Genomic DNA, 15,001 nt, shown 5'->3' with positions numbered 1-15,001 from the left:
GCAATAACAAGATCTACAGTAGAAAACAAAGAATTTCACACCAGTGGTTAAAATGGAAGTCTGTAATCTGATCATCGATTTTTCAATGTAGTTTACAACGTAACAATGTTATGTTACACTCGTTTCAATAAAAAGGGGGACCATATATGACGGATGATTTGATCTCCAAGAAAGAATTGTTGGACCTGACAGGAATCTCATACGGCCAGTTATACCGCTGGAAGCGGAAAAATCTCATTCCGGAAGAATGGTTCATTCGGAAGTCGTCCTACACCGGACAAGAGACCTTTTTTCCAAAACAACAGATTTTACTACGCATTGACAAGATTCTCAATATGAAAGACGGATTGTCGCTGGATGAGCTGGCAGACGTGTTCTCACCTACGTTGGGTGAAGTGGAGATGTCTGCTTCACAACTATTAGAGCGAAACATTGTTTCACAAATTTCGCTGGATCTGTTGCAAGAAGCAGGTCGAGAACAACCGCTGTATGCTTTGGAGCAGATTATGATGCTCTACGTCCTTGATAAGCTGTTAATGAGCGGGGATATTACTCGGCAAGAGGGTGCGTTGCTGATCGATGTGATGTCTGAACATTATTATCGTTTTACAGGCAAACCCAGCGAACTCGTGCTTATTCGTAAGATGGGTGTTCCTTCATTCATGCTGGTAACAGCAGGAACGGAGTTTTATTTTGACAATGGTGTGAAAGTGGTTCTTAGGCAGCCGATGGGAACATTTATGGAAGAATTAAAACTCAAATTGGGATAAGGAGAGGATCATCTATGGAAGAGCGGAATAAGCGGAATGATCTGAATGTGGCGGGCATAAGTCAAACGGCAGGCGGGAATTTTCACCGTGTATCTATTGACGGCATGGCTAAGGTGAACGGCAACTTGGACTGCACCTCTATGGAAGTGAATGGAACATTGAAGATGCACGGCGCTTTGACCTCCGAGAGTGCAGCGATTAACGGCATGTGCACGTTGAATGGACCTCTGACCAGTTCTCGTGTTCGGGTGGATGGCATGACGACGATTAACGGAGATCTCCATAGCCCTGAACTTGAAGTGAACGGAAAGTGTACCGTACGTGGAAGAGTAGATGGGGAACGAATTGATATTGGCGGTGTGATCGATATTGAAGGGGATGTCCAATGTGAGTCCCTGAATGTACAGGGCAATATTAAGATCAGCGGCTTACTGAATGCGGGAACAGTGGAGATCAGGCTTCACACTTCTTCTTCGGCTAGAGAGATTGGCGGAGAGCGTATCGATATTCGTCGCAAGGAACAACAGAATGGCTTTTGGAAAAGTATTGGTCTGGGCGGGACCCCTTCATTTAAGACTTCCTTAATTGAGGGTGATGAGATTGTGCTGGAAGATACTGAAGCTGATATTGTTCGGGGGAGTAACATTTTTATCGGTCGCGGCTGTCACATCAGGCTGGTCGAGTATTCGGGTGAACTTGAGGTAGATCAGGATGCCAAGGTGGGCAGCAGTCAGCGAATATAAAGTTTGGATATGGAGAGAAAGGGATGGGATCGACATGAATAACAATCTTGGGCGTTCATTGGACAAAAAAATGGATATCAGCATCGTTGGTGATGGCAGTTCTTCTGGTGGGGTGTACGGCAAGATCAAGGTCGTAGGGGACGCGTCCTTTAACGACAATCTGTCTTGTGATCGATTCAAATGTACGGGTACATCGGTCATATACGGATCGCTTGAATCCACAGATATTAAAATTACCGGAACCCTTACTCTGACAGAGCGAGAGACCAGCAACGATGTTGGGGATGGAATCCAGGCATCTGGCCTGCATGCCAAAGCTGAGCATATAAAAGTGGTAGGTGAACTTCATCTTTCAGGGGATTGTCAGGCGGAAAATATCAAGCTGAACGGGCGATTGACGATAGCGGGGATGCTCAGCGCTGAACATATGACACTCAAAATCATGGGTCCATCCGAGGTCAAGGAAATGGGCGGTTCCATCATCTCGGTGAAGAGTGGCCGGTTGAATGACTTGTTTACGGGGAGTAAGTCAATTCTCAAGTCACAGCTCATCGAGGGTGATGATATTGAATTAGAGAATACGGAGGCCGAGATTGTCCGTGGCGATAAAATAAAAATCGGTCCTGGCTGCCGGATTGGTACAGTGGAATACCGTTCATCTCTGCAAATTCATCCGCAATCGGAAGTTTTGCTGCAAAGCAATCGGTCCTTGGACTGATTAACGCAGACTTCTTTTCGGATATACTAATGCAGTCATATGAATAGAGCGTGAATGGAGAGATTGAGTACAATGGTTGCACGTAAAAACAGTATTGGATTGGTGCTGGCAGGGTTACTGCTCAGCATATTAATGGCTTCGATGGATAATACCATCGTGGCAACAGCTATGGGGGATATTGTCGGGAAGCTGGGTGGGCTCGACAAGTTCGTATGGGTTACCTCCGCGTACATGGTGGCTGAGATGGCAGGGATGCCGATATTCGGTAAGCTATCCGATATGTATGGACGGAAGAAGTTTTTTGTATTTGGTATTATTGTGTTTATGCTTGGCTCAGCGCTGTGCGGAACGGCAACGTCTATTGTGGAATTGACGATGTACAGAGCGATTCAAGGTATTGGTGCGGGGGCCCTGGTGCCGATTGCCTTTACGATCATGTTTGATGTCGTTGCACCAGAATCTCGTGGTAAATTGGGTGGATTGTTTGGAGCCGTCTTTGGCCTCTCCAGCGTATTCGGACCTCTGCTCGGTGCTTACATTACCCAGTATGCGACATGGGAATGGGTATTCTATATCAACCTGCCGCTAGGCTTGATTGCATTTGTGTTCATTGCGTTCTTCTATAAAGAATCCCATCAGCATCAATCCCAACAGATCGACTGGCTGGGTGCTGTAACGCTGATCGGTGCTGTTGTGTGCCTGATCTTTGGTCTGGAACTTGGCGGCAAAACATTTGCCTGGAGTTCCTGGCAGATTCTTGGCTTGTTTGCCGGATTTGTAGCATTAGCGCTACTTTTCCTTTTTGCAGAAACCAAAGCCAAAGAACCAATCATCTCCTTTGGCATGTTCCGCAACCGGGTCTACTGGTCCAGTAACGTTATTGGTATGTTCAGTGGTGCGGCGTTCATTACAGCATCCGTGTACATTCCGATCTTCATACAGGGGGTACTTGGTGGTAAAGCGACCAACTCCGGTCTCGTACTATTGCCGATGATGCTCGGGTCCGTTGTGACTGCGTCCTTGGGCGGGGTGTTGATGACCAAAATCAAGTATCGCAATATCATGATCCCTACGTTAGCCTTACTTGTCATTGGACTTGGATTGCTGACTACGCTGGATGAGAATTCTTCCCTTTGGACGATACGTATCTACATGGTGATGGTTGGTCTGGGTGTCGGTGCTTCGTTCTCCGTACTTAGCAATGCAGCCATGAATGCGTTTGAACCGCAAAGACGCGGAGCAGCAAGCTCCACACTTAACTTTTTGCGGTCCCTCGGTATGACGATGGGCATTACGATCTTTGGTATCGTACAGAGCCAGGTATTTACGCGTAAAATGAACGATGCTCTCGCTGGTTCAGCTGCGGAAGCAGGCGGTGCTTCAGCGGGTGGCATGCCGCAGGGAGTGGATCTGACCGATCCACATGCGTTGCTCTCACCAGAACTCAGACAGGCGATTCCGCCTCAGGTGCTGGATACCATCACACATGCCCTGTCCTCTTCTATCGTGCAGTTATTTGCCTGGGCTGTCATTCCGGCTGCACTTGCGTTGGTCGCTTCCTTCTTCATGGGGAAAGAGAAGATGGTCGTAGGCGAAGAGCAAGGCGAATACACCGGCGGTCACTAAGCCGTTATGCAGTAAACCGTAAGTTACGGTAGTAAAGCTAATCTTAGCTTGGTAAAATTCGAATAACTTATCTTGAAAATGTAGAGACACACTTCTCGCTTATCCTCAAAAGGGACGTGAAGTGTGTCTTTTTGTTTTCGTGTGATCAGCTTATGCTTATCCATGAATTACGGCAGGACCTTGTTTGTACTATTCCGTGATCTGTAAGTTGTCGGTTGCTTTGAAAAAAATTAAGGCTGTTTCGTATCGCTAATCCCGTCCTCGACCACAGAAGGCCCTTGCGGATCAGGCAGGCTGCTATGACCGGAGCGGGCAATTAGACGATTCTGAGCTTTGTACGTGTCCCGTGTAATCGTTTTGGATTCGATCACTTTGCCGTCCAGCCTCTTGGTTCTTACTGTCTCGACAATATATCCAGGCTGTCCGTTTTGCAGCACCTGTTGTGCACCATCAGGCAGTACAGTACTGGACACATACTTTACCGGAACACTTAATGTTTCAATGGTACGAGATTCAAGGGCATAGCTGACATTCTCCGGGAAGGTGCCGAAAAATTTCACCATCAATTGATGGTTCTTCACCTCTGCATGAATGAGTAAGGACTTGCCTGTATTGTTCTTGAAGCGAAAATTGATGGCTCCTGAGGCAAAGGTGGCATCCAGCCCTTTTGGCAAATATTTGACCGGCAGGGAGTGGTTGCGACGTTCAATAATATCAAGACCCGTCAATAGCGCTGCGTTATACACCGTACTGGATACCTGGCAGATTCCCCCGCCAATTCCAGGGGTTAGTCTTCCATTAACAATGACCGGAGCCTCACGAAACCCATAATCCTTCTCCGCTTTACGGATGATCTTCTCATAATCGAATGTGGCATCCGGTGGCAAAATCATGCCGTTAATCGCTTCCGCCGCTGCGCTGACATTATGTATCCGGCCTTCACTACTATTGCCCAGACCCGTGGAGAACTGGATGATCTTTCGGTCAATGCCTTCCTGGCGTAGCGAATCAAGGGTTACTTCAGGCTTCAGCGTATATAGTGGTACCTGGATCAGCAGTGGGGCGGGTTTCTCATCCGGGTTGAGTACACTGAAATCCCGGTGTAGCTTCGTCTGAATGAGATTTGTGAGTGTATCCCAATCAATCCGGCGGACGCCTTTTTCCGGGATATACTGAACTTTGTCACTTGTGGTAATGCGGCGAACAGCGTCCGCAGGTGTACCGAAGGTTTCTTTTTCCCAGGCAGGGCTGAGATGTTCTTGGAGTGGTCTTGAGTTATAGGTCATATCGAGAGAGAACTCTTTCGGAAAATGATAACGTGCATAAGCGCGTTCCCACAGGTTGCCTTCCTCGAGCTGCTGTATTGCGGACTCCAAGCTGTTAACGTTGTAGCTCACCCCCACCTGAGCTGCGGTATACGACATCGTCTGGGGGTTGGGTTCAGTCACTTCAAAGGTGACAGGCCAGTCCTCCAGCTTTTGGATCTGTTCATCCAATTCATGCAATACGTTCTTACGATTCTTCCCCTCCACCAGCATGCCGCCAACATGAACGTCTTTGGGCAGGGCAGGCTGATTCACGTACATATACAACAACCCATAGGACGCGGAGCCGATCAAGAGGATAGAGAATAGAACAATGACCGTCACATGTATTTTTTTCATAACCGTACGCTCCTTTATACTTCAGTTGTTCCCGACTTTGTAACACTTTCTATATATATGATCCAATGCAGGAAAACTTTCGGGTACTCAATAGGTAACAAATTTGTTACAATAAACTTCATATGAATCCATGCTTCACCATTGAAACAGGAACGAAGTGGATTTTTTCCTGATGAAATTCAGGTCTTTTTAAAGGAAATGCCGGGATTGTGTCGAAATGATAATGGCTAACTATGCGAGCAGGAAGTGATGATGTGATAGAAATGCAGGACGTGTGGAAGACCTACGCCAATGGGACCCACGCATTACAAGGGGTGTCGGTGAAGATCGACCGCAATGAATTTGTTTATATCGTCGGTCCGTCCGGCGCAGGTAAATCGACATTTATGAAATTGATGTACAGAGAAGAAGTTCCGACCAAAGGACAAATATCCATTAACGGATTTAATATTGGTAAGTTGAAGCCAAGAAAGATTCCTTATGTGCGTCGTAACATCGGCGTTGTGTTCCAGGATTTTCGTCTGTTGCCACGGATGACAGCATTTGAGAATGTGGCATTTGCCATGGAAGTTATTGAAGCGCCAAAACGTCATATCAAGAAACGAGTGATGGAAGTGCTCGACTTGGTGGGACTGCGCAGCAAGGCGAATCGTGAACCTTCACAGCTCTCGGGTGGAGAACAGCAACGTATTGCTATTGCACGGGCTATCGTCAATAACCCATCGGTTATTATCGCGGATGAGCCTACAGGTAACCTCGATCCGGAGACGTCGTGGGGCATTATGCAACTGCTGGATGAGATTAACTTCCGGGGTACAACCATTGTTATGGCGACCCACAACAAAGATATCGTGAATACGATGCGTAAACGGGTAATCGCGATTGAACGTGGACAGATTGTACGGGATCAGATGAGAGGGGAATACGGTTATGAATTTTAGTACTCTCTTGCGCCATCTGCGGGAGGGATTCAAAAACGTATTCCGCAACGGCTGGATGTCTGTGGCCTCCATCATGTCCATTATTGTGTCGCTATTGATTCTTGGTGTGTTTATGTTACTGGTCCTCAATGTGAACTCCATGGCGAATCAGGTTGATAGCCAGGTGGAGATCAGCACGTTCCTCGAACTGAATGTGGACGAGAACCTGCGTAACACACTGGAGAAAGAAATCAGCGCGATGCCTGAAGTAAGTGAGATTCGTTTTGTTTCCAAGGAAGAAGGACTCAAGGAGTTCCGTGAGCGCCTTGGAGAGAGTGCAGATAACGTGCTTAGCGGTTTCGATGTGGACAACAACCCACTGCCGGAGACCATTGAAGTTGAGGTCATTGAACCGGAAACCGTCACTTTTGTGGCGCAAAAAATCGAAGCTTTGAACGAAAAACACCCGGAGAAGCCGATCATGAAAGTGAACTACGGCAAGGAAACGGTGGAAGTGTTGTTCAAATTTACGAAGCTTGTTCGTAATATCGGATTTATTTTTGTCGGGGGACTGGGTCTCATGTCCATGTTCCTGATCTCGAATACGATTCGCGTAACGATTCTGGCACGTCGCCGGGAGATTGGAATTATGAAGTTGGTTGGTGCAACCAATACCTTTATTCGCTGGCCTTTCTTTATTGAAGGTGCACTCATTGGATTTATTGGCTCGGTCATTACGGTTGGGGTGCTGTTTGTTGGATACAGCCAGTTGATGAAGACGATTGGTCAGGATGTCTTCATGCAGATGCTTAACTTGATTCCGCTCGGCGAAATCTGGGGGCTGTTTGGAACACTGTTGATCGGACTTGGTGTGCTGGTAGGTATTTTGGGAAGTACACTGTCCATTCGGAAATCACTCAACGTTTAATTTTGTTTTCAACGATCGAATTGCAGAATATGTCGAAAAGAATGGTAAAGCAGGTTCATTAATGGAGGCTGTTTGACGATATGTAGGAAAGACGGAGTCTTTTAAGATTGAAGAAAGCAAAGAACATGCTGTTCACCACCTGTGCAGGTTGCTTTCTTGTGAAATCATAGGATGGGGGATCATCATTTTGAAAAAAACCGCTTCGCTGCTGGCTTTTACGTTATTGGCCAGTTTGACGCTTCAACCTTCTGACGGATATGCCAAGAGTAGCATCAACGATATTGACCAACAGATTCAGCAACTGGAGAGCAAGGCGGCTTCTGCCAAGCAGGAGCAAAAAAAAGCAGCTTCCAACAAAAAGGAAGCTCAGCATTACAAGAACAAAACCAACGCTTATCTGAAGGTTGTCATGGAACAGATCAATGTCGTTAGTGATGAACTGGCCAGTGTATCCTTGCAGATCGAGAACACGGAGGAAGATCTCCGTACAACGAAAAAAGATCTGCAAGCGGCAGAAGAACGCATTGTTGCAAGGGAAAAATTGTTGGAGTCACGCGTGCGTCTGATGTATACGGACGGTGCTGTATCCTATCTGGATGTATTGTTGTCCTCTACTAGCTTCACTGACTTTCTGACCCGTGCGGATTCACTCAAAACAATCGTGGATCAGGATCAGCATCTGTTGGATGAGCACAAAGCGGACAAGCAACTTGTAGTGGATAAAAAGGCAGAATTGGATGTGCAATATGCGGAAGCCAAGAGCCTGTATGCACAGAAGAAACAACGCAAGTCCCAATTGAATGAAAAAGAAGCGGAAAAGCAAGTGCTTCTCGCTTCATATGATGCTAAAATTGAAGAGTCAGAAGAGCTGACACAAGAGCAGGAAGATGTATTAATGCAGATTGCCAGCAAACGTTCGGCACTTCTTCAAGAGAAAAATAAATTGCGTGAACAGCAGGCAGCCGCCGCAGCCAAAGCAAAAGCCGCAGCAGCGGCTCGGGCGAAAGCTGCAGCCAAGGCGCCTACTAGAGTGAGTTCGGATAGCAGCAGTGAGGTTACGTATTCATCCGGGAATGGTATCTTCTCAAGACCCGTATCTGGAGGACGTATTTCTTCTGGATTCGGTCCCCGTACCCATCCAATTACGGGCGTAGTGGGTAAGATGCATGCCGGTGTCGATTTTGCTGTCCCTCAGGGAACTTCGGTTCACGCTGCTTCTGGCGGAATCGTGATCATGGCTGAATGGTATAGCGGTTATGGTTATACGGTTATTGTGGACCACGGCGGTGGACTATGGACGTTATATGGTCACTTGCGCGAAGGTGGATTCAAAGTCAGCAAGGGTGACACAGTAAGCAAAGGTGATACCATTGCTGAGTCAGGGAATACAGGAAACTCTACTGGGCCTCACTTGCACTTTGAAGTACGAGATAATGGTACAGCAGTCAATCCAATGAACTATTTGTAATTTCCTCATCCACAGACCGAATGGAAAAAACATATTCCGTACAAGCTAGACATATACTAAGCTGGCATGTTTAGGGAATGGATTCTGGCAACAATGGAATCTGACACGCTTCAAAACTAAAGGCGGTGACAAACGGATGATGAAGAAAAGATCGGCGCTACTGCTTGTCATTGTGGGTCTCCTTGGCGGTAGTTTACTAACCCTGGTATTAATGACGTATCCGGGAATAGCGAGCCAGGCCACACCGGGCGAAGGTTTGCTGGCTAGTGTAACCGGTAATACACAGCAGAAGAACGATTTGAAAAAGATTGAAACCGCGATGGATTTGATCTCAAGCAACTATTATAAAGATGTGGATCAGACCAAATTGATTGACGGTGCGATCAACGGGATGATGGAATCCCTTGGAGATCCGTACTCCAACTATATGGGGCAGGAAACAGCTGCTCAGTTTGAAGAGTCGATCGAAGGTTCATTTACCGGTATTGGCGCAGAGGTATCCTCACAGGATGGAAACGTTGTTGTTGTTTCCCCGATCAAGGGATCTCCTGCCGAGAAAGCGGGTATTCGTGCGAAAGACATGATTATGTCGGTCAACGGCGAATCCTTGCAAGGTTTGGAACTGAACAAGGCTGTCAACAAAATCAGAGGTCCCAAGGGCAGTGAAGCGAAGGTACAGGTCAAACGTGCCGGATCTTCCGAGCTGATTGAATTTGTGATTGTACGGGATGACATTGATCTGGAGACCGTATATGCTCACATGGAGGATGGCGGAATTGGCGTTATTGCCATTACTCAATTCTCTTTGAATACAGGTGATCGCTTTAAGGAAGAGTTGGCGAAGCTTGAGAAGCAGAACATGAAAGGTCTGGTCATCGACGTACGGAATGACCCAGGCGGTGTATTGCAAGTTGTTATTGATATTGCTGAACAGTTTGTTCCTAAAGGCAAGGTTATCGTCCAAGTCGAAGACAAGAACGGCAAAAAGGAACAAAGCAAGTCCAATGGATCAGCCAAAGCTTATCCAGTCACAGTCCTGATGAACAAAGGCAGTGCGAGTGCGTCGGAGATTTTGGCCGGTGCATTACAACAGTCAGCAGGTGCGAAGTTGATTGGTGAAAACTCCTTTGGTAAAGGAACCGTACAGACGAGTTATGACAAGCAGATGGGTGACGGCAGTTTGTTGAAGATCACCATTGCCAAATGGCTCACTCCGAACGGAGACTGGATTCATGAAAAAGGAATCAAACCGGATATTGCGGTAGACCAGCCGGATTATTTCTCGGTGGCACCGATTAACAAAGAGAAGTTACCACTGAAATATGACAGTAATAGCACGGATGTGAAAAGTGCGCAGACGATGCTGAGAGGACTCGATTTCAAACCGGATCGTGTGGACGGATACTACGACCAGAAGACAGAAGAAGCGGTCAAAGCATTCCAGAAGCAAAAAGGCATTCAGGCTACAGGCCAGATTGACGAGAAAACCGCTGAATCACTGGAAGCGGCTCTGATTGAACGTATTGCCAATCCTCAATATGATGCACAGCTGAAACGCGCGATCGAAAATGTCTCGAAGGATATTTCGTCCGCTGTGTCGAAGCCATAAAGAAGGCTGATTTTCAGCCTTCTTTTTTTCTGAACCGGCTGAAAGAGAGGGGTGACCGACCACAATGGAATGGGTATGGCCGTGGTTAACTACATTAGGGGAAGCTTTGTTGCAGTTGTTTATTCAGCCGTTTTATTATATTGCGGTGATCCTGATTGCGCTCATCTATCATCGTCAGTTACTGCAGGAGCGTAAATTGTTCCATGTTCGTTTGCAAAGCTCGATAACACAGACGATTCGTGCCGTGCTCGGAGGCATACTCATTGGTACCATCGTCTCGATTGTGTCCCTATTCCTCGGTGCACATCTTACACTGGGAAGCCTGATATGCATATGGGCTGCAACGTTAGTTCTATCCTTGTTCCGTATCCGATATCTGTGCTTTGCCTACGCGGCAGGGTTGCTGGGTGTGGTGCAATTTGGTTTGAATCTGGCTTCAGGCTGGCAACCATCCGGTTGGATGGGGAGTATCACGGAGACGCTACGTGCTCTGGATATGCCTGCACTGCTTGTTTTGGCGGCGCTTCTACATATGGGTGAAGCCCTGTTAGTACGCATGCAGGGGGTATCGATGGCATCACCACTTCTCTTCGAGGGAAAACGTGGGAAACTGGTTGGGGGATATCAACTGCAACAGTTCTGGGCCATTCCTCTACTGATTCTTGTTCCAGTCACAGGAGGTGGCGCGGAGCTGGCATGGAATCCACTGATGAATGCAGGACATAGTTATATGCTGGTTGCATTGCCCATCATGCTCGGATTCGGTGAGATAACGCAGAGTATGCTTCCGGGACAGAAGGTGCAGATTACATCCAAGCGTTTGATGATCTATGGGACAACCTTGCTCGTGTTCAGTTTGCTTGCTGCATGGTGGTCTCCACTTATGGTGGTTGCTGCATTGATTGCATTTATTGGACATGAATTTCTGGTATGGTACAGCGCATTTGAAGAGCAAAACCGCAGTCCGGTATTTGTCCATCCGCAGCATGGGTTGAAGGTATTGGCTGTTATTCCGGAGAGCCCTGCGGCAGATTTGGGGATTGAAGCAGGTGAGACATTGTACAAGGTGAATGGTAAGTTGGTTCATTCACCGGAAGAGTTACATCGTGCCCTGCGGATGAACCCGGCTTTTTGCAAACTTGAGGTGCGAAATCACCAGGGAGAAAGCAAGTTCATGCAACGAGCGATCTATGAAGGGGAGCATCATCAGCTTGGGGTCATTATGGCACCGGACAATCACGAGGTCTGGGCGATTCGGTTTCGTCCACTGACGTTGTTCCATATCATCAACCTCAAATTGTTTGCCCGTCTGAAAAAACCACAAAGGGACGAAGCTCCCTTAGCGTTACCGTCAGCCCCTGTGGCCAGTGATAAAGGGTCCATAGAGATGTAACAACTAAGCATATGTGATGAAGTATGTTGCATAAATCAAGCAATAAAAAAGGTATTTCCTAACGCCGTCGCAGGCAAGGGAAATACCTTTTTGTTATTTTTTTAACATAAAGATGGCGATTTGGGTCCGATCACGCAAACTCAGCTTGCCAAGAATATCCGTGACGTAGTTCTTGACCGTGCCTTCACTGAGGAACAATTTGGCGGAAATTTCCTTATTGGATAACCCCTCCGATATGGCCTCGGCAACCGCCAGCTCCATACGTGTCAGTCCATAGGCTTCGATTGGGTTCTGTGTCAGTGTAATTGCAGCAGGACGAAGAAGGCCTGCCAATTTGCGGGCAATATCCGGATGGATTAACATATCGCCGTTATGTACGGTCTTGATGCCTTGAATGATCCGCTCAGGGGGGACGTTTTTGAGCAAATAACCGCTTGCCCCATTCTGTAATGCCTGAATAATATACTCATCGTCGTCAAAAGTAGTTAGCATGAGCACCTGGATTTCAGGAAAACGTGACTTGATGCGTTTGGTACCTTCAACTCCGTCACATTCCGGCATCCGAATATCCATTAAAACCACATCCGCAGGCGTTCCTGCTTCAAGCAATTCCAACGCTTCTTGTCCGTTTGAGGCTGTGCCTGTAACGCGAATGCCGGAGTCCAGTCCGAGCAGCACTTTCAGGCTCTCACGAATGAAGTAATCATCGTCTGCGAGAATCAGCCGAATAAGTGGGAGTTGGGCTGAATCATTGTTTTGGTTCACATCATTACGTTCGGACATGAGAACATTCACTTCCCTTTTCAGAGTATATTCAACTGGTTCGTTATTGGAATGCGTGTAATCACTGTATACGGATAAGCCGATTGGATCTCCAAGGTACCTCCCACCATTTGTGTACGCAGAAGCATACCTTCCTGTCCTATGCCATTTCGCTTGGAAGAAGGAGGATTGATTTTGCCATCATTACTTACACTCATACACACTTCCTGATCCCCGAATACCAGCTCCACTGTGATCGAAGAAGCATTTCCATGTCGCAGGGCATTGGTCAGGGCTTCTTTGGCATTTTTGTATAAAACGATCTGTATGCTGGGATACAGCACATGAGATGGGCCATGAACTTCATAATTTGTCTTCACGCCGGTATCTCTGCCCACTTCCTCTAGGAGACGATCCAGGGCGTAGGCTTCGGATGCATAGGATTTAGGTTGCAGTTTGTGCAGTGTGCTGCGCATATCATCCATACTATCGGCCAATTGATCGCGAATCTGTCTCACCATTTCCGTTCCTTGTTCCATATTCAGGGGAAGGGTCAGCAGGGTGGCTTCCGACATCATTTTGGTGCGAATCAGTCGATGCCCGATATCGTCATGAAGCTGTCTGGAGATACGGGTACGTTCCTCTGCCTGAGCCACTCCTTCAAGTTGCTTTGTAAATAACAGCAGCTGCGCACGAGTTTCTTGTAGCTCGTAATGTTTGCTGCGGAGCTCGTCATAGACTTGTTCCAGTTGTCCGCGGCTGCTCGCCGTTCTTGATCCCTGCCAGGACAGAGCCGCTGTGATGAGCAGAAGCAGGTTGCCAAGAACCATCGCAATTGTCCCTGTGGAGAGTAATGAAGTGGCGGTTGTATTTAGTGTGGTTAACCCTGGTTGCGATGCCTGTGGGACAGAATAATGCCAATGCAAAGCGACATTGTTAGCAACGAGCTGAATCGCAAACATCAACCATCTCCGACTTCCCACCAGTCTGTATATATACACGTAGAGCACGGATAGAGAGAGGAAAAACATAAACGGTCCATACGAAGCAATCAGCCAGCAGCTCCAGAGTATTTCGGCCAGCAGCAACAGCCATTGCTGTGTACTTGAACGGTTAAAATCTTTCCACACGGAGAGTCCAAGCGCGATGATGATATACAAGGTGTAGACGGCTTCATTTTCCAAGGGCAGCATCAACAGGTACAGTACTGCTGGAACGATAATTAATCCGTATTGCAGAAACCGCATTGGCATATGTAAATGACATCCTTTATATAAAAAGTGGAGTAGAAAAACTCTCGGTAATGCGCCCTTGATTATACCATAAGCAGCATTCGAACTAGGAGATGACTTAAGTCACCTTCGATTCATGACTTTTTGTACCTTCGCTACAGATTGCGATCCGTTACAATAAAATTATGAAATCCAGCGGCGAAGGCCGAAACGGAAAAGGGGCGTAAAAGGGATGGGCATACTTGAAGTAGATCATGTAGTGAAACGATACGGCAGCAGGCTGTCCGTGGATCATTTGAACCTTAGTGTTGGCAAAGGCGAGATTTTTGGATTGCTCGGTCCCAATGGAGCAGGAAAAAGTACCACCATCAGCATGATTGCAGGGCTCCTGAATATGGATCAGGGTGAAATCAGATTAGATGGTATATCGGTTAAAGAGCGACCGCTTGAAGTAAAGCGCAAGATCGGACTGGTTCCGCAGGATCTGGCTTTATACGAAACCATGTCTGCTGCGGAGAATGTGACCTTTTTTGCCAGACTGTATGGACTGCGTGGAAAATTGCTTAAGGAAAGAGTGCAGGAGTCTCTTGAATTTGTAGGGTTGCAGGATAAAGCAAAAGATGCCCCCTCGACCTTCTCTGGCGGTATGAAACGCAGGTTAAACATCGCATGTGCGATTACACATCGCCCTGATCTAATTATCATGGACGAACCGACAGTTGGCATTGATCCGCAATCTCGAAATCATATTCTTGAATCGGTACGGACACTCAACAAGATGGGATCAACGATCATATATACAAGTCATTACATGGAGGAAGTTGCTGCGATTAGTCACCGGGTTGCGATTATGGATCAGGGGCGAATCATTGCCTGTGGGACTGAAGCAGAGCTGAGAGAACGGGTAGCATCGGAGGAAAAAGTAGTGCTCTCCACTTGTGGTGTCGGTCCCGACGTCGTGGAAGAACTGAAACTTCACCCCCGTGTGCGGATGGTAGACGTTTCAGAGAATACACTGACCATTACGCTGCCTTCGGCACAGCAGGATCTGCAGGATCTGCTCTTCATTTGCAGCAAACATGAAGTATCCATTCAGTCGCTCAAGGTCGAAGAGCCGGATCTGGAAACGTTGTTCCTCAATCTGACCGGGCGTACGCTTCGGGACTAG

13 protein-coding genes are annotated in these 15,001 nt (G+C 47.3%); 10 read left to right on the top strand and 3 right to left on the bottom strand.

Going from position 1 to position 15,001, the window contains the following annotated elements:
* Positions 1-146 precede the first annotated feature (146 nt).
* The 4 genes from MHI12_RS27295 (at position 147) to MHI12_RS27280 (ending at position 3,857) form a co-directional block, all read left to right on the top strand.
* Positions 147-770 carry a YhbD family protein gene (locus MHI12_RS27295; protein ID WP_405170821.1) on the top strand — a complete coding sequence of 208 codons (624 nt, stop codon included), beginning with the start codon at positions 147-149 and terminating at the stop codon, positions 768-770.
* A gap of 14 nt (positions 771-784) precedes the next feature.
* Positions 785-1,513 carry a polymer-forming cytoskeletal protein gene (locus MHI12_RS27290; protein WP_405170820.1) on the top strand — a complete coding sequence of 243 codons (729 nt, stop codon included), beginning with the start codon at positions 785-787 and terminating at the stop codon, positions 1,511-1,513.
* A 34-nt stretch (positions 1,514-1,547) separates the two neighbouring features.
* The gene (locus MHI12_RS27285; protein ID WP_405170819.1) at positions 1,548-2,231 is read left to right on the top strand and encodes a hypothetical protein; all 684 of its coding nucleotides are present in this window, start codon (positions 1,548-1,550) and stop codon (positions 2,229-2,231) included.
* A 72-nt stretch (positions 2,232-2,303) separates the two neighbouring features.
* Positions 2,304-3,857, top strand: coding sequence for an MDR family MFS transporter (locus MHI12_RS27280; RefSeq protein ID WP_341009149.1), 1,554 nt, complete (start codon positions 2,304-2,306; stop codon positions 3,855-3,857).
* Positions 3,858-4,087: 230 nt separating this feature from the next.
* Here MHI12_RS27280 and MHI12_RS27275 read toward each other — a convergent pair whose 3' ends face one another.
* A complete protein-coding gene (locus MHI12_RS27275; protein ID WP_405170818.1) occupies positions 4,088-5,521 on the bottom strand; it encodes a VanW family protein in 1,434 nt (477 codons plus the stop codon).
* Between the two features lie 254 nt (positions 5,522-5,775).
* Between MHI12_RS27275 and ftsE the strand changes: the two genes are divergently transcribed.
* From ftsE to MHI12_RS27250, 5 genes are all read left to right on the top strand, one after another.
* Entirely contained in the window at positions 5,776-6,462 is a 687-nt protein-coding gene (gene ftsE, locus MHI12_RS27270) for a cell division ATP-binding protein FtsE (RefSeq protein WP_024631580.1), read from the top strand.
* The gene (ftsX, locus tag MHI12_RS27265; protein WP_047840643.1) at positions 6,452-7,369 is read left to right on the top strand and encodes a permease-like cell division protein FtsX; all 918 of its coding nucleotides are present in this window, start codon (positions 6,452-6,454) and stop codon (positions 7,367-7,369) included. Before ftsE ends, ftsX begins: the two co-directional genes overlap by 11 nt.
* A gap of 187 nt (positions 7,370-7,556) precedes the next feature.
* Positions 7,557-8,837: a peptidoglycan DD-metalloendopeptidase family protein gene (locus tag MHI12_RS27260; protein WP_339191143.1), complete on the top strand. Its 1,281-nt coding sequence runs from the start codon at positions 7,557-7,559 to the stop codon at positions 8,835-8,837.
* Positions 8,838-8,973: 136 nt separating this feature from the next.
* Positions 8,974-10,446, top strand: coding sequence for a S41 family peptidase (locus MHI12_RS27255; RefSeq protein ID WP_289390471.1), 1,473 nt, complete (start codon positions 8,974-8,976; stop codon positions 10,444-10,446).
* Positions 10,447-10,510: 64 nt separating this feature from the next.
* On the top strand, positions 10,511-11,839 hold the full coding sequence (locus MHI12_RS27250; RefSeq protein WP_405170817.1) for a PDZ domain-containing protein: 1,329 nt from the start codon (positions 10,511-10,513) through the stop codon (positions 11,837-11,839).
* Between the two features lie 93 nt (positions 11,840-11,932).
* Here MHI12_RS27250 and MHI12_RS27245 read toward each other — a convergent pair whose 3' ends face one another.
* Both MHI12_RS27245 and MHI12_RS27240 read right to left on the bottom strand, forming a co-directional pair.
* Positions 11,933-12,622 carry a response regulator gene (locus MHI12_RS27245; protein ID WP_405170816.1) on the bottom strand — a complete coding sequence of 230 codons (690 nt, stop codon included), beginning with the start codon at positions 12,620-12,622 and terminating at the stop codon, positions 11,933-11,935.
* A gap of 20 nt (positions 12,623-12,642) precedes the next feature.
* Positions 12,643-13,854 (bottom strand): sensor histidine kinase, encoded by a 1,212-nt coding sequence (locus tag MHI12_RS27240; RefSeq protein WP_341009141.1) that lies wholly within the window; start codon positions 13,852-13,854, stop codon positions 12,643-12,645.
* Positions 13,855-14,065: 211 nt separating this feature from the next.
* Between MHI12_RS27240 and MHI12_RS27235 the strand changes: the two genes are divergently transcribed.
* On the top strand, positions 14,066-15,001 hold the full coding sequence (locus MHI12_RS27235) for an ABC transporter ATP-binding protein (protein ID WP_405170815.1): 936 nt from the start codon (positions 14,066-14,068) through the stop codon (positions 14,999-15,001).

Source organism: Paenibacillus sp. FSL H8-0280 (assembly GCF_045040665.1).
In the GTDB taxonomy this organism is placed as follows: Bacteria; Bacillota; Bacilli; order Paenibacillales; family Paenibacillaceae; genus Paenibacillus; species Paenibacillus xylanexedens_A.
Note: the sequence above shows the minus strand (reverse complement) of the source record. Positions and strands in the feature narration are given on the sequence as shown.

Excerpts from the sequence above, each read along its gene's own strand:
- MHI12_RS27295 (WP_405170821.1), top strand. The coding sequence starts at position 147 with ATGACGGATGATTTGATCTCCAAGAAAGAATTGTTGGACCTGACAGGA.
- MHI12_RS27290 (WP_405170820.1), top strand. The coding sequence starts at position 785 with ATGGAAGAGCGGAATAAGCGGAATGATCTGAATGTGGCGGGCATAAGT.
- MHI12_RS27285 (WP_405170819.1), top strand. The coding sequence starts at position 1,548 with ATGAATAACAATCTTGGGCGTTCATTGGACAAAAAAATGGATATCAGC.
- MHI12_RS27280 (WP_341009149.1), top strand. The coding sequence starts at position 2,304 with ATGGTTGCACGTAAAAACAGTATTGGATTGGTGCTGGCAGGGTTACTG.
- MHI12_RS27275 (WP_405170818.1), bottom strand. The coding sequence starts at position 5,521 with ATGAAAAAAATACATGTGACGGTCATTGTTCTATTCTCTATCCTCTTG.
- ftsX (WP_047840643.1), top strand. The coding sequence starts at position 6,452 with ATGAATTTTAGTACTCTCTTGCGCCATCTGCGGGAGGGATTCAAAAAC.
- MHI12_RS27255 (WP_289390471.1), top strand. The coding sequence starts at position 8,974 with ATGATGAAGAAAAGATCGGCGCTACTGCTTGTCATTGTGGGTCTCCTT.
- MHI12_RS27250 (WP_405170817.1), top strand. The coding sequence starts at position 10,511 with ATGGAATGGGTATGGCCGTGGTTAACTACATTAGGGGAAGCTTTGTTG.
- MHI12_RS27245 (WP_405170816.1), bottom strand. The coding sequence starts at position 12,622 with ATGTCCGAACGTAATGATGTGAACCAAAACAATGATTCAGCCCAACTC.
- MHI12_RS27240 (WP_341009141.1), bottom strand. The coding sequence starts at position 13,854 with ATGCCAATGCGGTTTCTGCAATACGGATTAATTATCGTTCCAGCAGTA.
- MHI12_RS27235 (WP_405170815.1), top strand. The coding sequence starts at position 14,066 with ATGGGCATACTTGAAGTAGATCATGTAGTGAAACGATACGGCAGCAGG.